We start from the raw sequence: 25223 nt of genomic DNA, 5'->3' as shown, positions 1-25223 counted from the left end.
ACAATTACTAACTTGACGCTAGACTGGAATTAGGATTGCTATCCCCATATAGCTTGGAGTTGGAGAGCGAGGCAATGGCTATAGCTACAATTAACCCGGCAACAGGGTCAACAATCAAAACCTTTGAGCCGCTCAGCAGCGGTTCAATCAACACCAAACTAACACTAGCGCAGCAAGCCTTTGAGCAGTACCGCAAAACCTCAATGAGTCAAAGAGCCGAATGGCTCAAGGTTGCCGCCGATATTCTAGAACGGGAACAACTCAGCTTTGGCAAGCTGATGACCACGGAAATGGGTAAGACGCTAAAAAGTGCGATCGCTGAGGTTAAAAAATGTGCCTTGGTTTGCCGTTATTACGCTGAACACGCTGCTGACTTTTTGGCCGATGTACCAGCGAATACTGATGCTAGCAAAAGCTTTGTACGCTACCAACCTTTGGGGATCATTCTAGCAGTAATGCCTTGGAACTTTCCCTTTTGGCAAGTATTCCGCTTTGCTGCACCGACTTTGATGGCAGGTAATGTGGGTTTGCTCAAACATGCCTCAAATGTACCGCAGTGTGCTACAGCGATTGAGCAAATCTTCACAGAAGCCGGATTTCCCGAAGGAGTTTTTCAGACTTTACTCATTGGTTCTGACCAAGTTGAAGCGGTCATTAATGACGAACGAGTCAAAGCCGCCACTTTAACTGGCTCAGAGCTAGCCGGAGCTGCATTAGCCTCAGCTGCTGGTAAGCAGATCAAAAAAACTCTCCTAGAACTGGGCGGGAGTGACCCCTATGTTGTCTTAGAAAGTGCCGATTTAGAAGCCGCAGTCTCGACAGCTGTCACGGCCAGGATGCTCAACAACGGTCAATCTTGTATTGCAGCAAAACGCTTCATTGTGGCCGAGGCTGTTGCGGATCAATTTGAACAAAGCCTTGTGGAAAAATTCCAGGCACTGAAAATTGGCGATCCTATGGATGAAGAGACCGATGTTGGTCCCTTGGCTACTCCAGGTATTCTCAAAGATTTAGACAAGCTAGTCCAAGCTTGTATCCAACAAGGAGCTAAAGTTCTGACAGGTGGATATCCTTTATCAGATCGCGCCGGAAACTTTTATCCACCGACAATTTTGACAGATTTTCCAGCCGGGACACCTGCTGATGAGGAAGAATTTTTTGGGCCGGTAGCGCTACTGTTCCGAGTACCTGATATTGAGGCTGCAATTAAGCTGGCAAATGCAACGCCTTTTGGACTAGGAGCTAGCGCCTGGACAACCGATGAGGAACAAGTACACCGACTAATTGATGAACTAGAAGCCGGCGCAGTTTTTATCAATGGCTTAGTAAAATCAGATCCCCGCTTGCCTTTTGGTGGTATTAAACGTTCAGGATACGGACGAGAGTTGGGTATTCAAGGCATACATGAATTTGTCAATATCAAAACAGTTTGGGTGAAATAAGTAGCTAGGCTCAGTTAAATTTTGTAAGCTCTTGCCAAACTGGCGACAAGAATAGTTTGGCAAGATTTTTAATGGGTTTAAATGGTCTTCTTGGTGTTTATGTCTACCGAGGGAAGAGTTTAGTGTAGACGAAAGATAGTTATAGGGGTTAGGGTGTAAAGAATCCTTAAAATCGAGTGAACCTGGTCTCAAAAGTAAAGATATCAAATAAATATTTCAAGACAAGCAATATGGGTGAAATGAACACGGCAGAAATGTTGGTACGTTGCCTAGAAAACGAGGGAGTCGAGTACGTTTTTGGACTACCTGGTGAGGAAAACCTGCACGTACTAGAAGCACTAAGGCATTCTTCAATTCAGTTTATTACTACCCGCCACGAACAAGGCGCAGCCTTTATGGCAGACGTTTATGGCAGACTCACAGGTAAAGCTGGAGTCTGCCTTTCTACTCTTGGTCCTGGAGCAACTAACCTGATGACTGGTGTTGCCGATGCTAACCTGGATGGCGCTCCTCTCGTGGCAATTACTGGTCAGGTGGGAACAGATAGGATGCACATTGAATCCCACCAATACTTAGACTTGGTAGCAATGTTTGCTCCGGTGACCAAGTGGAATACCCAAATTGTTCGCCCTAGCAATACCCCAGAAATTGTCCGTAAAGCGTTTAAAATTGCTCAGACGGAAAAACCTGGAGCAGTCCACATTGACTTGCCAGAAAATATTGCCGCTATGCCGGTAACGGGTCAGCCTTTATGTAGAGATAGCCGAGAAAAAACCTTTGCTTCTTTCCGCAGTTTGGGCAAAGCAGCCGTAGCAATTTCTAAGGCAAAAAATCCCCTAATTCTAGTGGGGAATGGGGCAATTCGTGCTGGTGCCAGTGAAGCGCTAACGGAATTTGCCACGCGGATGAATATTCCGGTAGTTAATAGCTTCATGGGCAAAGGTGTGATTCCCTACACTCATCCCCTAGCATTGTGGACAGTAGGACTCCAACAGCGCGACCACGTTAGCTGTGCTTTTGATCAAACTGATTTGGTGATTGTCGTCGGTTATGACTTGATTGAGTATTCACCGAAAAAGTGGAATCCAGAAGGCAAAATTCCGATCATTCATATTAGTGCCACACCCGCAGAGATTGATAGCAGCTATATTCCACTAGTGGAAGTGGTAGGAGATATTTCTGACTCCCTGGGTGAAATTATGAAGCAGGGAGACCGACAGAGTAAATCTACACCATCTGCGGTGGAATTGAGAACCGACATTCGGGCAGACTACGAACAGTATGCCAATGATCAAGGTTTTCCCATCAAGCCACAAAAACTGATCTATGACCTGCGGCAAGTCATGGGCCCGGAAGACATTGTAATCTCTGATGTCGGTGCTCACAAGATGTGGATGGCACGTCACTATCACTGTGATCGCCCCAATACTTGCCTGATCTCTAACGGCTTTGCTGCCATGGGGATTGCCATGCCCGGAGCCTTGGCGGCTAAACTGGTTTATCCTGACCGTAAGGTAGTTGCTGTTACTGGCGATGGTGGTTTTATGATGAATTGCCAGGAACTAGAGACGGCGCTACGGGTTGGTACACCTTTTGTGACCTTGATTTTCAATGACGGTGCCTATGGCTTGATTGAGTGGAAGCAGCATAATCAATTTGGTGAATCAGCCTTTGTCCACTTTGGTAATCCGGATTTTGTGAAATTTGCCGAAAGTATGGGCTTAAAAGGCTATCGCGTGGGTTCAGTTGATGAGTTTATTCCTACTCTGAAAACTGCCCTGGCTCAAGATGTCCCCACTGTGATTGACTGCCCCGTAGACTATGGTGAAAACCTCCGTTTCACCCAAAAGACCGGAGATTTGCATTGCAAACTGTATGAATAGCTAGCTAGTTTTTGCAGTTAGTAATTAGCTGAAATTGCAGGTAAATTTGCGCAGATTTTTCATGTTTTGACCTCAGAAATACTCAATTTTTTCAATAGTTAAACCGTTGAAAAAGCAGTATTCTAATCATGGAAAACTCAAGAGAATATCGATGAGAACCATCATCAACCAACAGCCAATTGCTAACTGTTAATGAAAATCGCGACTTGGAACGTTAACTCAATTCGTAGCCGCCAAGAGCAGGTGATCAATTGGTTACAAGAAACCAAAGTAGATGTGCTTTGTCTGCAAGAAACTAAGGTGGTGGATGCCGACTTTCCGCGATCGCCTTTTGAAGAATTGGGTTATCATCTCTACGTTTCTGGGCAAAAATCCTACAATGGTGTTGCCATCTTAACGCTGTTACCAGCAGAGGAAGTCAGTACTGGCTTTGCTTCTGTATTACCCGTTGACATGGTGGGGGATTTTGATGATCAGAAGCGAATAATTACCGCTGTTGTGGACGGCATCCGTATTGTTAATCTCTATGTCCCTAACGGTGCCACTCTGGGGAGCGATAAGTATAACTACAAGCTCCTTTGGCTCAAGTTACTGCGGCAATATCTGCAATCCCTCTTGGCAGAAGAACCCCACGAACTATCTGTTTGTGGGGATTTTAATATTGCCTTAGAAGATCGAGATATCCATAATCCCCAGGGCAAAGAGAACCACGTCATGGCATCACCTAGAGAACGCCAAGCCTTAGGGGAAGTTTTAGACCTAGGTTTAGCGGATGCCTTTCGCAAGTTTACACTAGAGGGAGGTCACTTCAGTTGGTGGGACTATCGCACCCGTGCTTTCAGTGGCAATAGAGGTTGGCGCATTGACCATCATTATCTAACCTCTAATCTCTATGAGCGAGCCATTAGTTGCATAATTGATGTGTCTCCGAGAAAGCTGACTAAACCTAGCGACCACGCCCCAGTTATTGTCGAATTGTCCCCAGGATCATAAATCTTTTGAGAGATTGAGATATGTACTTAGTTACCGGAGCAACAGGACAAATCGGACGCCGTGTGATTCGTGTCCTACGAGAGCGAGAACTTCCGGTGCGAGCTTTTGCTCGCCTGATGTCTCGCTACGGAGAGCTAGAAAACCGGGGTGCCGAGATTTTTATCGGTGACTTACGGCAAGACAAAGATATCCAGAAAGCCTGCCGAGGTGTCAAGTACATTATCAGTAGCCATGGCTCCGGAGGCAATGCTCAAGCACTAGACTACCGAGCCAATATCGAATTAATTGATCAGGCAAAGGAAAACGGCGTTGAACACTTCGTTTTCATCTCTGTACTGGGAGCTGATCGGGGGTATGAAGATGCCCCGACTTTCAAAGCCAAACGAGCGGTAGAAAAGTACTTGCAAAGAAGTGGTCTTAATTACACTATCCTGCGTCCGTCCGGGTTGGCTTCCAATCTTATCCCATTGGCAGAACAATTCCGGCAAACAGGAATTTATTTGCTCAACGGCAATCCTAAAAACCGGACTTCAATTGTCAGTACCGACGATTTAGCACAGATTATCGTCGATTCGATTACCGTCGAAGCTGCACGCAACCAAATCTTTCCTGTGGGAGGATCAGATATTCTCCAGCGCGAAGATATACCCCAAATTTTTGGTCGTATCTTTAATAAAGAGCCGATTATTATCAATCCGCCTTTACTGGTGTTTGATGGCTTAAGGAATGTTTTGGGTTTGGTAAACCCTCAAGCTGGAAAAGGTTTTGGTACTCTGCGTACTTTGCTAGCTAATGAATTTTTCTGCACGTCGGAAGAGATTGCCAATTTGGAGTCGATTTACAACATGAAGCTGGAATCTTTAGAAAATTTCTTGAGGCGCTACTTAGGAACTTGAGTTTCTGATTAAGGATATTTAGGAGTTTAAAAAACCTGCCACTCTTGAAGGCGCATAAAACGCAAGGATGGCAGGTTTCTTTTAAGGTATCAATACAAAGAGTCAAAAACGAAGACTAAATGGTTGAGAACTCGACGGCAAAGATAGCATCGTTGAAGTCTGCGTCACCACCACCGAATAAGTCCTCAGCGGCAAAGGTGTTGGCTCCTTGTAGGAGAAAATGGTCTATTCTGTCTGGGTTAGCATCCTCAAAGGCAAAGAAGGTATAGGGACCGTCATCGCCACCTCCCAATTTACCAAAAGGCTCATCTGCAAAATCCTTCGAGTTGCCATTGGCGACCAGATAGGGAGCTAGGATAGTCCCACCTAGTAATTGCAATTGACCCGTTATGCTCTGGCCATCTGTCAGGCTTACTTCTACCAAACTCCGAGCCAGGGCAACTTGCTGATAACCGGAATCGCCTGGAGCAATGCCCTCAATTGTGCCGTTAGGGTCATCGATTATATACAGGCCAAAGGAATTGTTATAGTCTGCTTCGCTGGTGAGTGTATATTCGGCGAGTAGTTGCTGCCCTGCCTGCTGTCTTAAATCGATCAGTTCTGGCGGATTTCCTCCCTGTAATCCGGTTCCTATAGGAGTTTGACCAGGATCTGTACCGGGATCTGTACCGGGATCTGTACCGGGATCTGTACCAGGATCTGTACCGGGATCTGTACCGGGATCTGGGCCAGGATCTGGTCCGGGAGACGGTTCTGCTCCGGTGACATTGACTGTAACCGTCGCTGTAGCTGTATCAGTGCCATCGCTGACTGTATAGTCAAAGCTGACATCCCCACTGGCTTGATCAGCAACGGGAGTATAGATGATACTAGTGCCATCAGCACTGATTTGGGCAGTACCACTGCTGGGAACGGCTACGTTAGTTAACGTCAGTGTATCTTGCTCTGCATCAGTGTCGTTTGCCAATACACTAACAGTTACTGGTGTGCTGGCATCCGTGGAGGCTATGTCATTCTGAGCCACAGGGGGACTGTTAGGTATTGCCTGGACACCTACATTGACTGTCCCAGTAGCCGTGCCACCGTTGCCGTCATCTACTGTATAAGTGAACGTGTCGTCACCACTGAATGCTGCCGCAGGGGTGTAAGTGATCGTGCTATCAGGATTGAGTACAACAGTACCACCGCCAGTCGTTGGCGAAATTACCTCGGTAACTGCCAGTGTATCCTCGTCAGCATCAGTATCATTTGCCAACAAGTCAGCCGCTGCTAGATCCAGTGGGGTATCTACCGCTGTGGCTAATTGATCATCCGTTGCTACAGGAGGATTGTTGATACGCTGGAAGTTAATAAAGTCTAGTCGCGCTAACTCACCAGCAGGATCGGGAGTTGCAGTAACGGTTATGGTATCTCCGGTGGCAATTGGTATATTTTCCAGTCCGGGAATTAAAAAACCGTCAAGATTACCATCTCCATCCCCATCAACTCCACCGACATAACTATTGGCATCGGCCACTGGTGAAGGCAGATTTTGATTAAAGGCAAAGGTTCCTAAGTCTACTGTACTGCCATCAGCAGCTAACGTCTGAGTAAATGCTAGAGTGGCTACCCCGTCGCTTTCGTCGAAGTAGGCAAGACTAATGCTGTAATTACCCGTCGGTTCACTAAATGTGGTTGTTGCTGTGCCTGGAACAATGTTAGCAGGCGGTATTTGTATAAATGTAACTGGCTGACCATTGATCGTAACAGGAGCAGCGACCTCAAAAGTGGTCAGTGTAAACGCCTGATTGTCTTCAAATTGAAATATTGGCATGATGTTTTATCCGCAAAGACTCCTCGATGACAAGTGCAGGGTACATCTGGCTTTGTCTGGTTATACACAAAAAGGTGCTAACCACATCGCAGCTCTTAAAATTGGCAACATAAAACAAAATTGGCAATGTCCCGATGGGGCAATTTATTTTTTAAATCTTCCGGATTAAACAATGATGGTGAGTAGATGTAAAAAGACATTTGCCAATCTTTCTGATCGGATCGCATATTTTAAGTCAGCTGATATAAAAAGAGACATTCCTCAGATTGGGATTGACTCTAAAGAGCCTGATACCCCACACGATTTTTAGTAGCAAGCAAACCCTGTCAAGAATGTAAGTTCTCGGTTGATTACAAAAGTCTATTTTTTATGGACAGAAACCTTTGTCTGTTGGTTGTTGGAGGGTTCTGACGATTAGTAACCTAGTTATTTACCTGATGATTTACCAGCATGAATAGGTAACCAATCCTTTTAATCTGCATTCCCTCTCCCCAGTTTGGCACCACAAAGAACTACCAGACCAATATATCTTTTTTTTAAAGCTCTGGGAAGAGAATGATCTCTGTGAACATTTTGTCTCAGAGTTTTCTGATAGAGGTCAGCCTGGGGTCGGTCTCAGTAGGGCTGTCGATATTTTACAGCTCGCCACAATAACCCCAACGCTAAAATGACGGTAGGTGTCAGTACGGTAATCAGCGCATTCAGTGAAGTTGCAGCCACTGGTAAGTTTGGTCCAACGTACTTGAGTAAAACTGATATCCCACCTGAGAAAATCAAGACTTTGAGAATAAAGCTTACTTGGGTATCCATAGCACCTCGTCTCCTCCCCAAAGGATATAGCAATCCGGCTTAAGTTGTGAACTTTGAGGAGACTAGGAAGACTAGGAAGATTTTCCTCAGTTTGTTCAATACTGCTGTTAGTTTTGTGAATACTTGAGGATTGCTATCTCAAGATTGGTAGTAACTGCTCGTCCGAAACTCTTTCTACAACTAATCTAGGGCTGATTGGAAAAATTTTATTGTTTAGTAACGATATAAATATGTTGCGACATCGCGATTGGCTGTGCCAGAATTAGTGGCTGATGGTCAAGCAACTATTTCACGGTCAAAAACCCCGGCGCTTGAAGCGTATAGTTAAGTTGCGACATCGCGACTAGCTGTGGCAAAATTAGCGGAGGGCAGTAAAATGTCCGTTCTTCTCAAGAGAAAGGACGCTGAAAATTGGTTCACAAAAAAACAGATGCTAGATATGCCTTAGTAAGAGGCCACATCCCGAAAGTGCTTCAGAAGCGCTTTAGAAACTACTGTGTTGAGAAGGAAATTGACTATTCTCAAGGACTCGAAGATATCTTAACAATATTTTTCCAACTCCTTGACAAAGGCGATATTCCGCATCTTCAAACTATAAGCATAACAATTGCAGACCTCATTAAAGATTGGAATTTGGAGAAGTTAGCTAAATTAAGTGAAGTCAAAATTGAGAACCTACAGGCTATCCGCGCAGGGGAAAGACCCACTAATGACGACTTGATTGGTTTGGGTATTATTCTTTGCAAAGAAGATGGAGAACCTTGGACAACTGACGAATTGATCGAGATTCGCGATCGCACTTTCTACTATTTGCCAGATTTATCCAAGCAGAGAGAATCGCCACCGATTTCTTAAGGAAAAATTTGAGCAGTTCTCAATAGCAACATAAGCATTCCCAGGGGGCAATTTGAGCAGCGACAATCAATCTCAGATTTAGTCTTAGACAATGGATAATTTGTTTTTATCAGGGTGTCAACTGTCAATTACAGCCGACAGCTTCAACATTGAAGCGCCGTCACGTTTTGCCGCTTATGCGCTGAGGCGCTGTGCTTCTGAGTTAGCAGCTTCAGCAAAAAAACTCAAACGCCAAAGGGCAATAGTCTCTTGGCCTGGATGCAATCGCCCTTACCGAATTCCTGTTTCTATACTCAATGAGCATTTTGCCATGACAAGACCACAACCTCAAAACGGAAACTATTTTCTGGGAGCAGACTATCTGCGTATCACAGATTTCATTAAAGAAAAACGTGAACAAGGTTTGATTGTTGTAATTACCTCAATGTGGGACGATGTTTGTTTGCATACCAACGATTTATTGAGACCAGAACGCGCTAACCTAATGCCCCATCAATGGACTGGCTTTAATTTTCGCTATCTGTGGCGTGATAGTCGAGATGACTACAACCAGCTAATTGATAGACTTATTCGAGACCATCATATTCCCCAATACCATTACCGTATGAGACGTCCCGATGGTCGTTTTGCAGAATACGAAACCGATTACTACTTTGTCGAAAATTATTTGAACGTACCCGTTCGGATTGGTGTAAGTCAAGTAGATAACTGGGAACTTTTACCGGAACCTACGCCTAGCTAAGCAGCGCATAATCATGCTGCTGGATCAATTTTTCTGTTAAAACAAGTGAGAGTTGGCAATTGCGTTTAGGTCAACTAGGCAAGTCGTTCACTGCTCCTCAGAGGCGATTAGAAAGTTGCTGCTCTCAGCCTCACTATTTGCCATACCAAATTGCCCTGAATTTTGGCAGATTTAAGCCTACTTAACTCAATCACATTGTCTGACCACTAGCTCTCTTCCACTAAGACTAAATGAGGGAATTTTCTCCGAGATAGTCGAAATCAGTGTCAGTGAACTTAGCTACCGTCAATCCTTACAGAGGAGTAACTTCTACGCTTAAGTGTCTGAGTCTTCCTCTTTTACCCCTTGGTGCTTGCGAGTTGTGCTAAGTAAATATCGCAAGAATGGTTGTTAGGTAGTGGAGAGTAGAAACCTTATTATTCTTACTGCTTACTACCTACGGCCTTTTACCTAAGCCTTGGATATAGGAAATTAAGCACCATTTCATATCAGCAAAACTTTGTGGCTTTCGCCATGCAGGAAACTGCTGCCTTTTTTTTATAAACTTACTTACAAAGCAACGTAATCATGCCAAAAAACTCAAGAGATTCGATGTCTTCCCCCCAATCATTTGAAGAAAACTCTAGCTGTCCAATTGATTGTCCCAACCGACGTTCTCAAGATAGACAGCCCGTTTTAGGAGCAGGGTATATTTTCTCTCTTATTGTTGCTACGCTTCTGGCATTTCAGTCACTTGACGCTTCCTATAAACGGGTTAATGGAGAAGAGGATATTGTTTTTGCCACGAAGTCTCCCCCTTCGACTGTCTTAGTAATTGGATTAACTTTAATCGGATTGGGACTAGGTATTGAAATAGATAAATCAATTATTTCGCTAAACCCCAAAGAATTGATTAGAGGAATAGTTGATTATTCTCAAGAAGAAGATGAAAAATAAACTACACTTACTGACAAAAGAGTTCAATTTTTATAAGCTTGTCAGTAGTTCGCTTAACCCTGCACAGTCTCTATTCTCCTATATAACAATTCAAAGGCACATTCCTTAAGCATCATTTAGTTTCTACAGCTATGTTGTGCTAAATCTTTGATTGATTCTTCTCAGGTAGACAAGGTAAAGAAATTATAACCTACCTGTTATCACCACATGAACTTGCCAAAAATGATCTAGCAATGAGCCTAATTTTGCTCTAGATAAGACCTGAAACTATTATTTCAGCTTCACGCCAGTTTGCTTATTTTTCAGGAATAACCATGAACATACCACTAAAAACAACCATAATGGTACGTACCAAATACAATCTTTTGGAACGATGGAATCATCTTATCAAAGAATGGTTCGATCTCGTACTAAGGCAAAAGAAAGGGTGGTTACCTAAACAGACGATTCTCAACCAGCGTCCAGGAAAAGGATGCATTTTGCTACAGCTAGAAAGAAACACACCGGGAGCTATTAGTACATGGCGATTTAATTGCGAGTTACTCAGAGAACAATCGTTATTACTGACTTTAGATAATATTGTTGATCTAGAAAGACACTTCCAAAGAGCCAACCGACAAACAGATCCGACTAACACGACAAGAGAAGTAGTAAACTTACCAACAAGATTGACATCTCACCGAATCGGAATCAGTTTAGTTTATCCCCTCAAGCGTACTGAGTTTATTGGTGTATGGGATATCAATCTTATCGATCAGTGGGCTACTGTACATGCCGAAGATTATAAGGCGGAAAAAATTATCTTATATATCGCTCTTCGAGTACTCAGTTCCTATGAAATAATACCCGATTTTTTTGAGCAGGAAATTAGATCGAAGCACTGGTGGGAACAGCGCTTACTACGTCTGTGCGCAGGTGAGTTTGCTATCACCCACAAAATTAACCTGCTCTTTTGTTCAGAGATTAACAGCTTTGTTGACTAGCGAGAAGACTCAGATTTGGCAAGTAATATCTTAATCTTTACTTCTTTTCTTGATGGGTCAAAGGATTTAACTTATCCCAAAAATTAAGTTAATTGTCTGGCGACAATTCTTCAAATGTCATCTACTTTTAGTAAAAATTGGCAACATTATGAAACTACAAGATTTGCTCAAAAATAACCAGCAAAGCAGCATAGTAGTGATGCCTCAGGCGATTCACTTCGCTACCATTGCTTCTGACAGAGAACTCGCTACCCAGATCCAGATTCGTCTCATCGATTTAGGACTACTGGAGCCGCCAGCTGACGGTAAATTCGGTCCAATTTCTACCGCAGCACTTAAAAGATTTCAAATTCTAATGCAATGTAACGAGCCAGAATATCTTGGAGCAGAAACCGCCGAAAAATTGATTGAAACTAAGTTAGAAGATTTGCCCACTCCTGTACTTAATTTAGGCAATAATTTGGCGAGTCGTATTGTTAGCTATATGCAGCAAAAAGGTTACCAAATTTTTGGTGGGAGTGGGAAGTACAACATTGTCTACGTCGAAGGAATCAATGCTGATGGCTCGCTGAACAATGACGCTTCTAACCAGTTTAATGACCGACGGATGGTGCTGCAAATTCTCGATGGGACTCCTAAAATAGTGGGTAACTGGGAAGCTACTACTGAACCAGGAAGACATTACACCATGCATCCAATGAGTGCCAAAGGTGCAGCCAGAATCAAATTTGGGCAGTACCAAGCTTGGCGGGTGGGAACTCACGGAAACTCAGAACCCCATGAAGCACTAGTCCAAAGTGGTAGTGAAGTTACTGTCCACCGAGACTTAAACCAAGATTTCGTACGCACCAACGACAAAATTGATACAGGCTACTTTGGTATTAATCAACACTTTGGTTACGATTTTCCCAGTAACAACATCTACAAGGCAAGTGCCGGTTGCTTAGTGGGGCGTACTCGTCAAGGACACCGGGAGTTTATGGAAGTAATTAAACAGGATCAAAGGTATCAGCTCAACAAAGGTTATAGCTTCTATACAACAATTATCCCTGGAGACGATCTCTGGAAAAGTTAGTTAAAACTGCTCTCCTGAGTCTCTAAGAGAAGCCAGTATTCTATTACTAACCAAGAACCGAAGATGACAGCAATCGAGCTAATGATCTTTCTGGGTAAAGGTATTGCGTTTCGAGGTGAAGGCGGTAGGATTGCTAGTATGAGCAGATCTTTTGGCACGGTGCAATTGGTCTATGGCAGATTCTCCCACTGACATGATCATTATTGGCGCGGGCATCGCTGGATTAGCGGCAGGTTGCTATGCTCAGATGAATGGCTATCGCACTCGAATTTTTGAGCTACATAACCAACCCGGAGGTCTGTGCACCGCCTGGGAACGCAGGGGATATATCTTTGACGGCTGTATTCACTATCTGTTCGGTTCTGCTCCAGGACAGCCATTTTACAATCTGTGGCAAGAGTTAGGAGCAATTCAAGGACGGCAGTTTGTCCATCATGAGGAGCTGATGCGCCTCACTGAGCCAAGTGGCAAAACCTTGATTGTCTACAGCGATCCAGATCGATTAGAAGCACATCTTACAGCGATCTCGCCTAGCGATCGCAGACTCATTCATGCCTTCTGTGCTGGTATTCGAGAATTCACTAACTTTGATCTATCCTTGCTTCAGCAGAAACCAAAAGTTCTGATGAGTCCCCTTGATTGGGTTCACCTTAGTCTGAAGGTTCTGCCATTTCTTTGCCCTCTGGCACGATGGGGGACACTCTCTGCTCAAGAATTTGCCAATTATTTCAAGTCTCCTTTTTTGCGTCGGGCTATCCCCCAGATGTTCGCCTGGTCAAGTATTCCGGTTATGGTTGGCATGTCACTACTGGCCTATATGCATAATCAAAATGCCGGTTTTCCGATCGGTGGATCGCTGACTTTTGCCCGTGCCATAGAGCAACGCTATCGGCAGCTAGGTGGCACCATTGATTACGAAGCACAAGTGGAACGCATCCTGGTGCAGCGCAACCGTGCCATTGGCGTTCGGTTGTATAGCAATGAGGAGTATTTCGCCAAGCGCGTGATCTCTGCCTGTGATGGACGCAGTACTATTTTCAATATGCTGGGAGGGCAGTACAGTACTCCCCGCATTAAACGCTGCTACAACGGTCACTTACCTGTACACTCTCAATTGCAAGTGTCTTTGGGAGTAAACCGGAACCTATCCCATCAGCCCCATTGGGTCACGTACTTGCTGAACAAACCTGTTATCGTTGCTGGGGAAAAGCGCTACGAGATCAGTGTTAAGCACTATTGTTTTGATCCCTCCCTGGCTCCAGCAGGTAAATCAGTTGTGGTCGTCATGTTGACTACGCCCTACCAATACTGGCAGCGTATTTATGGACGTTCTATCTATAACGCTGAGCAAATCCAAGAATCCGGCATTTTGATTGATCGATTGGAGCAGGTTTATCCCGGTATCAAAGCAGACATTGAGTTTGTTGATGTCGCAACGCCTCTCAGCTATGAGCGCTATACGGGAAACTGGCAGGGATCGAGCTGTGGTTGGCTACTGACTAAACAGACACTGCCGCTGATGATCAACGGTTTACGAAAGACGCTACCGGGACTCCGTAATTTTTATCTGATTGGTCAGTGGGTTCAACCTGGGGGCAGTCTACCCGTCGTGGCGATGTCGGGTCGCAATATCGTTCAGCAAATTTGTCACGAAGATCGAAAAGTATTCAGGGCTACGTTGCCTGAGTAGCCAGTTCTGAGATGTTTCTGAGACAGAAATTAGCAGTTCTCATCTCTCACAACAATCCCCGATAATGAATAAACACTAAAATAGCTGCCCAAGAACCCAACGCAACTTTTATGGCAACCAAAATATTCAGCAAGGGAATTACCCCGCCGCTAATCAGTGTACCCAACTCTCCCTGGGGTAACTCATATCCGGCTAGAGTGATAACCGACAGGACAATGAAAATCAGAACTGACACCTTCTCCCATCTAGAGGCATTCCAGCGCTTGTAGATTTCCTGCATCCACTCCGATGATGAGGTAATCGCCACCAATCCGATCGCCGTTCCGCCTGCTACCCCAGCCGCAAAACCACCGCCCGGACTCAGATGCCCCCGAATCGCCAGTTCAATACCCACCAATGCGGCAATGGTCGCTCCCAGACGCGCCATTACAATCGATGGTTCATCGGTAAACTGATAGATTGTGCAGAACGGTCGTTCATCAGCTAGCAGAAACTTAGCCCCCATGACCGAGATCGTAAATACGACCACTTCAAAGATCGTGTCATACAAGCGATTCCTGAGAATGATACCCGTAACTGCATTAGGCACCCCACTATCTTCTACAACTGCTTCCACAATTGAGAACGATAAGTCTGGTGCCGGATTGGGCATGATCAGGAACTTGACGAACAGTGCTACCCCGGCTGCAATATAAACCCATTTCATTTATGTTTCTCCCCTGAGTCTGATGCATTGACGTAGGCTAGGCTTGTTGCTGGTGACGCAAGTTCGGTTCGCATGATGTCATAGAGGCGTTGAACCCTAGTTGTGGTGTGATAAGGTTCCTGTTCGTCCTGACTCACTACAGAGTCTTGATTATGGACGCTATCGCGTCCCGCTTCGCTATCGTAGTCTCGTCTGGCACAGGCCGCATGAACTTCTTTGTCCATCAGCGCTCGATACAAAGCTTGCCTGTTTGTGTACGGGACTACCTCAACACGCATATAGTGTTTGTGAAAAATTGAACGCATGTCATCCATCAGTTGCTGAAAATGGTCACATTCCTGCCAAGTCGCTATACTCACAGCTTTGCCGTCTGGTAGGGGTTCGTCATCTGTATTGATCGCATTGATCGCCCCCTCTTCAAGTACACCCAGACGCATCACTAGTGATGAACGCACTGCGATCGCATAAAGCGTAATCGCCAGCAGAGTCCCCATCAATGCTTGGGTCAATGCAACATCCGCCGCCCCCAAAACCGCAAATACCAATGCCGCTACTGCTCCCAATATTCCCTGGATTACCAAGGCATGGTAGGGATTGGTCTGAAGTATAAGCATGAGCGCAGACAACGGTAGCAGGGCGGTTATGACATAGATATAGCTATCATTCATCGTTCCCTCCCGTGCTGGAAGAGTATGCCAATACATACCCCAGCACTGTATTCCAGATTGCTAAGGTGATGATGCCCAGGACAAGTAGCGGCCATTCGCTGGGTATTTTCAGGAGCAGTCCGACGATGATGAGCATACTCCCAAGCGTATCTGCAACCGAAAGAGTATGCAGTTTGAATAATACCGAGCGATGACCGATTAGGGGAAAGGTTCCCCAAAACCAGAAGAAAATTCCTATACCTATGCAGATATAACTCAGTGTGTCGATCATAGTTCGTTGATTCGTTTCAGGACTTGTGCCAACAACATTAATCCGGCATTACCTACACTTAGGATGATTATCCCTGTAACACCGAGCATCCAATCATCCCGTAAGACGGATACGACTAGAATCATGATTGATGTTTTGGTGGCGATACTTGAAAATGCCAACATCTTCTGCCAGATATTCTCATCTTGCCAAGCCTCGTACATAGGTATGAGCAGAGCCAGAATCATTGCAATCAGCGCCAAGTTCATGCCTTTTTCCTCCGTCGCACCCAATGGACTTCGTACCAGCCATTTTCGTGGTATTTCAAAACAATGGTCTTGGGCGTAAAGGTGATTAGAAATATATCCAGGAAGATCAGTCCGGGTGTCCGTCTGGCTTTGACTCGTTCCATCGTCACATCCTCGTGATTATGGGGACGGAAGATGATTTCAAATGCCTCCATATACGCCTGGGGAATTGCCACTATGACCTCACCCAACACACGCAGCCAATCCTTTAATGCTTCCGGGGTTTTCGGACGTCCTGGTAATAGGAGTGCGACGACTATACCGATGATGATATTTGGCACACTCAGACTACCGGTGAGCAAAAACCAGATGACCAGTCGCAATATCAGATTCAAATGTCCAATCATGCCATCACCATCCAGAAGAGAAGGAGCAACATTAGACTCATGCCACCGATCAGATGCTCAAATTCCTCCACAACACGGGGCAGCTTGATTACGGATCGTTTAAAAATCAACAGATATGCCGACCAGCCCAAGCCGATAGTTACGAGTGGTTTCACGATATTCTTCAGGGTATAAGCTTCGTAGTAGGCAATGTTTGCGACAAACAAGCCCACGAGCAACACAATCACTGCTGGCCAGAAACCGGGCTTGACTGCTTCCTCGCCGTCTGCTTTATGGGGCAAGAATATAAATTTGGCAAACGAGATTGCTGTTCCCAAAGCCGCAATGTTCATGGCAATTGTTTGCCAGGGCAGAAAATTCTTCGCCGTTAATACCTTGGCTCCAAAGCCAGACAATAAGGGAAAGCCTGAGATCGAGAAGCTAGCGATGACTAGAGCAATCCAGACCGTTGTTTTGATCGGTCTGTGTTGCAGTTCCTTAAAGTTGCGGCTCGGTAAAGCACCCGCAATCAGGAAGAGTACTGATTTGACCAGTCCGTGAGTCAGTGCATAAAAGCCACCTACGCCTGGGGCCGCCAGGACAAAGCCCAACTGCGAAACCGTATGAAACGCCAGCATCCGCTTGGTATCTTTTTCAAAGACGGCATAGAACACGCCCAGCAGCGCTGTTCCCACTCCAAACAGCCGGATGAGCGGATCGAGTTCCTCCACCATCAGCGCACAACGCGCTAGCGGATAGACTCCAGCTTTGACCACAACTCCCGACAGCAATGCCGATACTGGCGTCTCTGATTCAGAGTGGGTTAACGGCAACCACAATCCCGATACAAAGATTCCTCCCTTAACCAAGAGTCCCAGAAAGATCAGGGCAAGTGCCTCCGGCGGTGCTCCACGCAAACTTTCAAAACTAAAGGAATGATTGGTCTGATAGGCTAGCACCGCACCCACCAGATAAAACAGCATTGCCGTATTGCTGATCAACAGATAGCGCAAGGCCACCCAAATTGAGCGATTGGTGCGGGGATAGGCAATCAAGAGAAACGCCGCAATCCCGCTCACCTCTAAAGTCACGTATAAACTGATAAAGTCCGCACAGACAAACGCGGCATTGACGCTGCCATGCAAAATCATTGCTTGTGCATAAAAAAAAGCCGCCTTAGGGCTGTTCCAACAGTAGAGGATGACCGCCAGCGTTACCACCGCATTAGTCACTATAAAGTAGCCACTTAACTGATCGACTACTAATGTGACACCGAAATGATCGAGTAACTCTAATGTCAGGGGCGACTGCTCGACAAATAGCTGCAACGCATATCCAGCCGAAGCAATTGCCGTTAACAGTGCCAGGTATCGGTCAAGTTTGGGGAGCAGATAAATAGTAAACCCCAAAAAAAACGGTAGTGCGATCCATGCGATGGTAATGGTAGTCATGGCGTATTGCTCTTCTCGATCTCGTTGCTTTCCAATGTTGGATTATCTCGTGCCAGCTTCATGACACCGACCAGCATTAAGCACTGAATCGAAAAACCGATTACAATCCCCGTCAATATGACTGCCTGGGGAACTGGATCAGAGTAAGCACCATTGGCAACGTCTGAAACAATGGGTGTGAACAAGCCATCTCGCGATGCGACCAGCACGTAATAGGCGATAACCCCCGTACTCATCACATCCATCGAGATGATCTTCATCACTAGGTTCTTTTTAAGGATGATGCCGAAAAATCCGCACAATATAGTTGCGAATATGCATGCTTCTAACACAGATATGCTGTCCTGTAAAAAGGTGCTAAATCATATATAGCACGTTTTAATAGTGCTAGCCAACCTTGACACTATTGGAAAGTGTCAATACCAATGATAGATTTATGCCACACCAACGGGTTGGTTTGAGCTGGGGAAATGATGATATTGGTCACACACTGAAACCGAATATTTGTAAGAGGTCTAATCATGCCATTACCATCCAGAACAGTAGAATCAACATTAGACTCATCACCCCAATTAGATGCTCCAATTGCTCAAGTACACGGGGCAGCTTGAGTACCACTCGTTGAAAAATCAACAGGTATGCCAACCATCCAACGGCGATGATTGCCAGGGCTTTGGTGATATTTGCCAGGGTATATCCTTCTAAATACATCCCACTTGCGACAATCAACGCACCGAGCAATAGTATTATTGGTATCCAGAAACTGGGTCGAACATCCTTTCCTTTCCCATGGGGCAGAAAGATAAATTTGGCATACACGAGCGCTGTTCCCACCGCCCCAATGTTCATGGCAATCCATTGCCAAGATAAGACATTCTTCAACGTTAATATCTTCGCTCCAAAGCCAACGAACAAGGGAAAGCCTGAAATCGAGAGGCCCGCTATGAGTAGGGCAATCCAGAGTACGGTATTTATCTGCTTATCTTGCAGTTCCTTGAAGTTTCGGCTCGGTAAGTTACCCGCGATCAGGAATAGCGACGATTTAGCCAGTCCATGGGCTAGAGCAAAAAAGCCTCCCACCATCGGTGCAGCGAGTATCCAGCCTAATTGTGAAACTGTGCTAAACGCTAGCGTGCGTTTGGTATCTTGTTCAAAAATGGCATAAACTACTCCCAGCAATGCTGTACCAACGCCGAATATCCTAACAATGGGATCGATCTCCTCGACCATCAAAGCACAGCGCACCAGGGGAAACACGCCTGTTTTGACCACAACCCCCGATAGCATTGCTGAAACTGGCGTTTCGGATTCTGAGTGGGTTAATGGCAACCACAATCCCGATACAAAAACGCCTCCCTTACTCAGGAGTCCCAAAACAATCAGGGCAACTGCTTCGGTGGGTGCTGAACTTAAACCCGTAAACGCAAAGGAATGATTTGCCTGATAAACCAATACCGCACCAACTAGGTAAAACAGCATTGCCACGTTGCTAACAAACAGATAGCGCAAACCTACCCAAATGGATCGGTTAGTTCGGGGATAGGCAATTAAGAGAAATGCCGCAATCCCAATTACCTCTAACGCCACGTATAAGCTGATGAAATCGGCACAAAGAAACGCGGCGTTGACACTGCCGTGTAAAATAATGCTCTGTGTATAAAAGAAAGCCGTCTTATTGGTGTGCCAACAGTAGAGGATAACTGCGGTTGTTACTAAGGCATTGGTCAATATAAAGTAGCTGCTCAATGAGTCAGCTATTAATGTGACGCCGAAATTATCCAATAATTGCAGGGTTAACGGCGATTTAGCCATAAATAGCTGCAACGCATATCCAGCCGAAACTAGGGCTACGCCCAGTGCAAGATATCGGTCAAGTTTGGGGAATAGATAAATGCTGAACCCCACAAAGAACGGTAGTGCGATCCAAGCAAGAGTCAATGTACTCATGGGCTATTGTGCCTCTCAATCTTGCTGCTTTCCAAGGCCGAATGAGTCCGTGCTAGCTTCATCACCAAGTTTTTTTCAGGATGATGCGGAAAAATCCGCACAGTAGGGTTGCCAATAGGCTATGGCTATGGTTCTAGCACGGGTATGCTGTCTTTAAAAAAGGTGCTAAAACATATATAGCACGTTTTAATAGTGCTATAAGATAGTGACACTATTGAAAAGTGTTAATGGAAACAATAGACTCATGCCACACCAACTGGTGGGTTTGAGGCTGGAATCAGGTAGGATAAAACACGCAATAGCCGGATGAGAGAACCGATTCGTGGCAAATCAATGCTTAACCTTCGCCCTGACTCGCCCACCAAGACAGTTGGTCACTTGCCAACTCCTGAAGCGGTTCCGCCTGAAGAGTTCTACACTTGGGAGCGGGACGCTAAAGCCGTGAATCTTTTGGATATATCAGCACCGTTTCAATTGGTTGGACGGCAAGCGCAATTTCAGCGAATCACCCAAGTTTTAGCGCGGGATGGCAACTTGCTGATTGTGGGAGTGCCCGGAAGCGGACGGCGGACTCTGGTACGGCGGGCGGCTCGGGAAGTTGGAGTTAAAATCCTGGAGGTTGACTGCATCCGGGTTACTGATGGTCAGCGTTTCGTGCAACTGCTGTGCGAGAGTATAGACCAGACGTTTCAAAGTGCAACGGCTCAAGCTCTAATTGAAGAGTGGATTGAACGCAAGGCAGGCGAATTATTTTTCCTGAAAGACGAAGAAAGTGGCAGAGTGCGGTTGAAACCTGTTCGGGCACAGAACCAAGAGCAACAATGGAAAGCATTTGAGGGATTACTCAATCTCCTGCAAGAGTTAGCGGAGTCTTCGGGTGAACGGGTGGTGTTGATTTTGGAAAGCTTCCCCCACATCCGTTCTTGGGATCGCCATGGGGTGTGGGAAAAATTTTTGAGGAAACAGATTGAGCCTCAGACTCAGGTGAGTTACGTATTAGTCGCAACGATCGCAGAAATCAGCATTCATCCCGATGAACCGGGCAATAATTTGGAAATCGTGCAGTTAGCGCCTTTAGCGGATGATATTGTTGCCGCTTGGGTAACCGAAGTCTTGCATGCTGAAGATCTGACGTTCGATCCGCGATCGCAAGCGCTGGAACTCTTTGTCAATGCGGTGCAGGGACATTTAGGCGATGCTTCGGCACTCGTGCGACGCCTCAAATCGGTACGAGTTGCTGACGGGTTGATTCGCGATTGGCACGTCCAGCAGGCAATTCAAGAACTGCTGGGGGATTTATCAATGGTCTTTGAGTCATTACTGATGCTGCTTCCAGCTAATCAAGCGCATTTGTTGGAGTCTCTGGCGTTAGACCCTACCGACAAGCCCCAAAGTCGAGATTACATTCACAAGCATTACTTGTCGAGAGGGGGAAGTCTGCAAGGTGCGATCGCGGGGTTGCAACATAAGGGCTTGATTTATGGTTCTGAACAAGGCTATCGATTAGCTTTGCCTCTGTTTGCTTTGTGGCTTTGCCAACGCCTGAGTTGATGGCAAATTCAATAAACCGAAATATGAGAGCAATGGTTTTGCCGAAATGGAGTACTCGCAGTTGTTATAGTGATTCCAAAGCCTTGGAGATGTCATAATGCATTTGACAATTACCGACGACAAAATTGACTTACCTCCAGGTGGAGAAGTAATTCTGCGCCATCAAACCTGGTTGAACTATGAGAAACTATTGGAGAGTCGTCAGGACAAGGCAGCCATCAAGATTTATTTCGACGCAGCCACTCAAGAAATTCGCATCATGGCTCCTTTACCAGGACATGGAAAGAAATCCGATACACTCTCCGATTTGGTAAAGGCTCTTTTGCGATACCAAGGACAAGATTGGGATAGCTTTGATCCGATTACACTGAAACGATTTGACCAAGCAGGACTAGAACCAGATGCTTGCTTTTACATTCAAAACCGCCAAGCTATTTTAGGAAAAGAACGGATAGATTTAGAAATAGATCCACCTCCAGATTTAGCATTAGAAATAGACCTGACTTCATCCACTGAACCTGAAGATTATCAAGCAATTGCTGTTCCCGAACTCTGGATTTATCGGCGAAAAGTACTCTACATCTACTTGTTTGATGGAGAGCAGTATCAAGAAAGCTTTAATAGTTCTACATTCCCTAAAATTCCTGTCAAACAGCTTATCCCCAATTATGTAGAGCGTGCTTGGGAAGCTGGCTCTAGTGTTGCCCTCAAAGAGTTTGAAAAGAAATTGCGAGAACTATAATTAAACTAAAACTAACAGCAGAGCGAGTCTTTAGATGGCTCAAGATGCAAGGCTAATCATCAAATCTTGGTAAATTATTTTCTAAGTTGAGACTCTAGGTAATTGTAGCTGCTTCTTTGATTTTCTTACAGATATCCACTAAGGCTTTATTTTGTTCTGATTGAGTCAGGCTGTCTATTGGCTGACGGGGAGAGTGTGCGGCTTGATATTTTTCAATTTCAGTTTCTTCGTAAGAGCTATAACTAAATGGGATCCAAATAATAGTAAGTCCTTTGCTTTGAGCTACATCTAGTAATGGAGGTAGTTCATTTTTAAAAATAAAGTCTGAGGCTAAAAAGTCAGGACTAACCATTAAGACAGCTACTCTGGCGGCGGCTAAAGCCTTTTCAATCTCTGGTCGCCACTCAGCACCAGACTTAATTTTAGTATCATCCCAGACTTCTAAGGTTTGGTTACGAATCATCGGTTTGAGATGTTTTTGGAGTTGGTTAAGCCATTCTTTATCTTGATGGCTATAGCTGATGAATACTTGGTTTCTAGTGATAGTTTCTGACATAGATGGTTGGAGATGGGAACGCTGTAATGATTCTTCTTTTCTGTGGTCTAATTCCTGTTGTAGAAGGGAAACAGGTTGCTTTAATTCTCTTTCTGATAACTGGGATTGCAGATTCACCTCATCTATTAACCTGCGGACATTTACCATTTGATAGCTATTTTCGCACTCCACCTCGTAACGACCCGCGTCTAGGCGCTTGCGGAGTTTTTCCAAAGAGTAGGAATAAGCTTCCTGACTTACTTTGCACTTCTCACAGTTACAAGGAACTAGGGTGTCATACTCCAACCGTTCATAAGATTTGTGGATTTTTTCTAGTTCGTGGGTGACTACGGCGAGCAGTTCTTTCTTGCGGCTGCCAGTTATTCTGATTTCAATCTTACGTTGATTGTAATGCTCAATTACTTCGGCGTGGGTTTGGTCTTTGTGGAGGACAACACCGCTTCGCCAAACGAGTTTTTGTCCTTCAATCCAAGGGTGTGTTTCTACAATGAAGCGGGTGAGAATTCCCTTGGGCATGAACTCGTATTGATAGCGCAAAATCAGATTATCAGATTCATTCCCATTGTATTCAGGCTGCTCGATTTCCAGCAGTTGCGGGGCAATGTAATTATTGGGATTATTAGGGATAGGGTAGCAGAGTTTGAACCGCATCATTAGTTGCAGTAGTTCATCCCGCATTTCCGAATATTCATCGTCTTGCCAAATATCTTTCAGGTCATCTTGAGTAAAACGGCCGAAATCTTGCTTAACGGCGTTATTATCTAATACTTCATAGACGGCGGTAGTTCCCCATTCTGGTTTGAGGATAACCCAATGTTTCAGTGTGGGATCGTCTTGAAAGTGTAGACAAACGCCGAGGTCGTGTAGATAGCGACTCAGCCGCAGCATATCTGTAGTATCGGTTAAATTGTTAATTCGGCAAAGGGTTTTGTATTGCTCAAGGTTGATGTAGTTGCGGGAGTCGTTTTCTAAGGCAGAACGGACTCTGACCCAGAGTTTAGGTAGAGGAGTGCCGACGTGGGGAAGTTGAGTAATGTATTGTTTAATTTTTTCTTTTATTTCTGGTAAACCGCGATTATCGGCTAAGTTAGTGGCTAGGGATTCTTTTAAGTTGCCAAATTCTCCTCGTAACCGACCCTCGTTTACTTCACACTTACGGTTTTGTTTTTCATTTTTGATAATTAAAGTTGGACTATTATCGCTCAACAGTTCCACTACTTTTAGCCACCAGTAAAAGTCGGTGTTTTCTTTACGAGTATCTGCAACTAAGGCATAGAGGGAACGCTTAGTTAGGAAAAATTGGTGAGTTTGGTGATAGATTTCTTGTCCGCCAAAATCCCAGATATTGACGCGAAAGTTTTCTCCATTGGCTTGGGTAAAATCCCAGCGGATGACATCAATGCCTTCGGTGGATTCTTCGTCTGATTGGAGTCCGTAGGTTTCGTCTTCAATTTTCTTAGCTAAAGAGGTTTTTCCTGCTCCCCCTTCACCAATAATTAAAAATTTTGCTTCGTAGAAGGGTTCAGTTTCTTTGGGATCTTGTACTCGGAAGTAGAAATCGAGGATTTCCTTAACATCGTCCGATTGCAAAATTTCCGGGGGAATGGGAACGGGATTGCCCCTGAGGTCGAGGGATTGTAGGTTAGTCAGTTGGACTATTTCTGCTGGCAGACTACTCAGTTGATTGCCGCTGAGGTAGAGAGATTTTAGGTTAGTCAGTTGTCCTATTTCTGCTGGCAGACTACTCAGTTGATTGCCGCTGAGGTAGAGAGATTTTAGGTTAGTCAGTTGTCCTATTTCTGCTGGCAGACTACTCAGTTGATTGCCGCTGAGGTAGAGAGATTTTAGGTTAGTCAGTTGTCCTATTTCTGCTGGCAGACTACTCAGTTGATTGCCGCTGAGGTAGAGAGATTTTAGGTTAGTCAGTTGTCCTATTTCTGCTGGCAGACTACTCAGTTGATTGCCGCTGAGGTAGAGAGATTTTAGGTTAGTCAGTTGTCCTATTTCTGCTGGCAGACTACTCAGTTGATTGCCGCTGAGGTAGAGAGATTTTAGGTTAGTCAGTTGTCCTATTTCTGCTGGCAGACTACTCAGTTGATTGCCGCTGAGGTAGAGAGATTTTAGGTTAGTCAGTTGTCCTATTTCTGCTGGCAGACTACTCAGTTGATTGCCGCTGAGGTAGAGAGATTTTAGGTTAGTCAGTTGTCCTATTTCTGCTGGCAGACTACTCAGTTGATTGCCGCTGAGGTAGAGAGATTTTAGGTTAGTCAGTTGTCCTATTTCTGCTGGCAGACTACTCAGTTGATTGCCGCTGAGGTAGAGAGATTTTAGGTTAGTCAGTTGTCCTATTTCTGCTGGCAGACTACTCAGTTGATTGCCGCTGAGGTAGAGAGATTTTAGGTTAGTCAGTTGTCCTATTTCTGCTGGCAGACTACTCAGTTTATTGCTGCTTAGGTCGAGTTCCGTTGCTCCCTCCCTCGCCGCCTGTTCAATTACCCGCAGTAGTTTTTCCTCAGTCATCGGTTATCACTGAAGTATTCTTCAATACTCTAGCCAAGTTGAGGGTAGGTGTCGTTAAAACCAGTCAGTAGGCTCACTAA

The 25223-nt window shown here is 45.1% G+C and carries 24 protein-coding genes; 13 read left to right on the top strand and 11 right to left on the bottom strand.

Going from position 1 to position 25223, the window contains the following annotated elements:
* The first annotated feature begins 74 nt into the window (after positions 1 to 74).
* The 4 genes from ACT7WV_RS05455 (at position 75) to ACT7WV_RS05440 (ending at position 5214) form a co-directional block, all read left to right on the top strand.
* Complete coding sequence (locus tag ACT7WV_RS05455; protein ID WP_445101927.1) at positions 75 to 1442, top strand: NAD-dependent succinate-semialdehyde dehydrogenase; 1368 nt, start codon at positions 75 to 77, stop codon at positions 1440 to 1442.
* A gap of 230 nt (positions 1443 to 1672) precedes the next feature.
* Positions 1673 to 3325, top strand: coding sequence for an acetolactate synthase large subunit (locus tag ACT7WV_RS05450; protein WP_463424146.1), 1653 nt, complete (start codon positions 1673 to 1675; stop codon positions 3323 to 3325).
* A gap of 192 nt (positions 3326 to 3517) precedes the next feature.
* A complete protein-coding gene (gene xth / locus ACT7WV_RS05445; protein WP_445101926.1) occupies positions 3518 to 4318 on the top strand; it encodes an exodeoxyribonuclease III in 801 nt (266 codons plus the stop codon).
* Positions 4319 to 4338: 20 nt separating this feature from the next.
* Positions 4339 to 5214 carry an SDR family oxidoreductase gene (locus ACT7WV_RS05440; RefSeq protein WP_445101925.1) on the top strand — a complete coding sequence of 292 codons (876 nt, stop codon included), beginning with the start codon at positions 4339 to 4341 and terminating at the stop codon, positions 5212 to 5214.
* 115 nt (positions 5215 to 5329) lie between these two features.
* Here ACT7WV_RS05440 and ACT7WV_RS05435 read toward each other — a convergent pair whose 3' ends face one another.
* Positions 5330 to 7027, bottom strand: a complete 1698-nt coding sequence (locus ACT7WV_RS05435) for a cadherin-like domain-containing protein (protein WP_445101924.1) — start codon at positions 7025 to 7027, stop codon at positions 5330 to 5332.
* Here ACT7WV_RS05435 and ACT7WV_RS05430 point away from each other — a divergent pair.
* The gene (locus ACT7WV_RS05430; protein ID WP_445101923.1) at positions 7026 to 7196 is read left to right on the top strand and encodes a hypothetical protein; all 171 of its coding nucleotides are present in this window, start codon (positions 7026 to 7028) and stop codon (positions 7194 to 7196) included. The genes ACT7WV_RS05435 and ACT7WV_RS05430 overlap by 2 nt on opposite strands.
* Before the next feature lie 446 nt (positions 7197 to 7642).
* Here the strand turns inward: ACT7WV_RS05430 and ACT7WV_RS05425 are convergent, their stop codons facing one another.
* Positions 7643 to 7837, bottom strand: coding sequence for a hypothetical protein (locus ACT7WV_RS05425; RefSeq protein WP_445101922.1), 195 nt, complete (start codon positions 7835 to 7837; stop codon positions 7643 to 7645).
* A gap of 411 nt (positions 7838 to 8248) precedes the next feature.
* Between ACT7WV_RS05425 and ACT7WV_RS05420 the strand changes: the two genes are divergently transcribed.
* The 6 genes from ACT7WV_RS05420 to ACT7WV_RS05395 all read left to right on the top strand — a co-directional run bounded on the left by ACT7WV_RS05420 (position 8249) and on the right by ACT7WV_RS05395 (position 14118).
* Positions 8249 to 8692, top strand: coding sequence for a hypothetical protein (locus ACT7WV_RS05420; protein WP_445101921.1), 444 nt, complete (start codon positions 8249 to 8251; stop codon positions 8690 to 8692).
* Positions 8693 to 8783: 91 nt separating this feature from the next.
* Positions 8784 to 9434, top strand: coding sequence for a hypothetical protein (locus ACT7WV_RS05415; protein ID WP_445101920.1), 651 nt, complete (start codon positions 8784 to 8786; stop codon positions 9432 to 9434).
* 567 nt (positions 9435 to 10001) lie between these two features.
* On the top strand, positions 10002 to 10370 hold the full coding sequence (locus ACT7WV_RS05410) for a hypothetical protein (RefSeq protein ID WP_445101919.1): 369 nt from the start codon (positions 10002 to 10004) through the stop codon (positions 10368 to 10370).
* 314 nt (positions 10371 to 10684) lie between these two features.
* The gene (locus ACT7WV_RS05405; RefSeq protein WP_445101918.1) at positions 10685 to 11353 is read left to right on the top strand and encodes a hypothetical protein; all 669 of its coding nucleotides are present in this window, start codon (positions 10685 to 10687) and stop codon (positions 11351 to 11353) included.
* 148 nt (positions 11354 to 11501) lie between these two features.
* Positions 11502 to 12428: a peptidoglycan-binding domain-containing protein gene (locus ACT7WV_RS05400; RefSeq protein ID WP_445101917.1), complete on the top strand. Its 927-nt coding sequence runs from the start codon at positions 11502 to 11504 to the stop codon at positions 12426 to 12428.
* A 172-nt stretch (positions 12429 to 12600) separates the two neighbouring features.
* Positions 12601 to 14118: a phytoene desaturase family protein gene (locus tag ACT7WV_RS05395; protein WP_445101916.1), complete on the top strand. Its 1518-nt coding sequence runs from the start codon at positions 12601 to 12603 to the stop codon at positions 14116 to 14118.
* A gap of 46 nt (positions 14119 to 14164) precedes the next feature.
* Here ACT7WV_RS05395 and ACT7WV_RS05390 read toward each other — a convergent pair whose 3' ends face one another.
* From ACT7WV_RS05390 to ACT7WV_RS05355, 8 genes are all read right to left on the bottom strand, one after another.
* Positions 14165 to 14824, bottom strand: a complete 660-nt coding sequence (locus ACT7WV_RS05390; RefSeq protein ID WP_445101915.1) for a Na(+)/H(+) antiporter subunit B — start codon at positions 14822 to 14824, stop codon at positions 14165 to 14167.
* On the bottom strand, positions 14821 to 15492 hold the full coding sequence (locus ACT7WV_RS05385) for a DUF4040 domain-containing protein (RefSeq protein ID WP_445101914.1): 672 nt from the start codon (positions 15490 to 15492) through the stop codon (positions 14821 to 14823). Before ACT7WV_RS05385 ends, ACT7WV_RS05390 begins: the two co-directional genes overlap by 4 nt.
* Positions 15485 to 15763: a monovalent cation/H(+) antiporter subunit G gene (locus tag ACT7WV_RS05380; RefSeq protein WP_445101913.1), complete on the bottom strand. Its 279-nt coding sequence runs from the start codon at positions 15761 to 15763 to the stop codon at positions 15485 to 15487. The genes ACT7WV_RS05385 and ACT7WV_RS05380 overlap by 8 nt, the downstream gene beginning before the upstream one ends.
* Positions 15760 to 16011, bottom strand: coding sequence for a hypothetical protein (locus tag ACT7WV_RS05375; RefSeq protein WP_445101912.1), 252 nt, complete (start codon positions 16009 to 16011; stop codon positions 15760 to 15762). The genes ACT7WV_RS05380 and ACT7WV_RS05375 overlap by 4 nt, the downstream gene beginning before the upstream one ends.
* Positions 16008 to 16397, bottom strand: coding sequence for a Na+/H+ antiporter subunit E (locus ACT7WV_RS05370; RefSeq protein WP_445101911.1), 390 nt, complete (start codon positions 16395 to 16397; stop codon positions 16008 to 16010). Before ACT7WV_RS05370 ends, ACT7WV_RS05375 begins: the two co-directional genes overlap by 4 nt.
* A complete protein-coding gene (locus ACT7WV_RS05365; protein ID WP_445101910.1) occupies positions 16394 to 17827 on the bottom strand; it encodes a cation:proton antiporter in 1434 nt (477 codons plus the stop codon). Before ACT7WV_RS05365 ends, ACT7WV_RS05370 begins: the two co-directional genes overlap by 4 nt.
* Positions 17824 to 18159: a cation:proton antiporter subunit C gene (locus ACT7WV_RS05360; protein WP_445101909.1), complete on the bottom strand. Its 336-nt coding sequence runs from the start codon at positions 18157 to 18159 to the stop codon at positions 17824 to 17826. Before ACT7WV_RS05360 ends, ACT7WV_RS05365 begins: the two co-directional genes overlap by 4 nt.
* Positions 18160 to 18346: 187 nt before the next feature.
* Positions 18347 to 19774, bottom strand: coding sequence for a cation:proton antiporter (locus tag ACT7WV_RS05355; protein ID WP_445101908.1), 1428 nt, complete (start codon positions 19772 to 19774; stop codon positions 18347 to 18349).
* A gap of 306 nt (positions 19775 to 20080) precedes the next feature.
* Between ACT7WV_RS05355 and ACT7WV_RS05350 the strand changes: the two genes are divergently transcribed.
* Together ACT7WV_RS05350 and ACT7WV_RS05345 are read left to right on the top strand one after the other, a co-directional pair.
* Positions 20081 to 21325 (top strand): ATP-binding protein, encoded by a 1245-nt coding sequence (locus ACT7WV_RS05350; protein ID WP_445101907.1) that lies wholly within the window; start codon positions 20081 to 20083, stop codon positions 21323 to 21325.
* A gap of 97 nt (positions 21326 to 21422) precedes the next feature.
* Positions 21423 to 22067 carry a Uma2 family endonuclease gene (locus tag ACT7WV_RS05345; protein ID WP_445101906.1) on the top strand — a complete coding sequence of 215 codons (645 nt, stop codon included), beginning with the start codon at positions 21423 to 21425 and terminating at the stop codon, positions 22065 to 22067.
* A gap of 94 nt (positions 22068 to 22161) precedes the next feature.
* Here ACT7WV_RS05345 and ACT7WV_RS05340 read toward each other — a convergent pair whose 3' ends face one another.
* A complete protein-coding gene (locus tag ACT7WV_RS05340; RefSeq protein ID WP_445101905.1) occupies positions 22162 to 25143 on the bottom strand; it encodes a leucine-rich repeat domain-containing protein in 2982 nt (993 codons plus the stop codon).
* Between the last annotated feature and the right edge of the window lie 80 nt (positions 25144 to 25223).

Source organism: Symploca atlantica LB2515, assembly GCF_052546295.1.
This window is presented reverse-complemented; position numbering and strand designations above follow the sequence as displayed.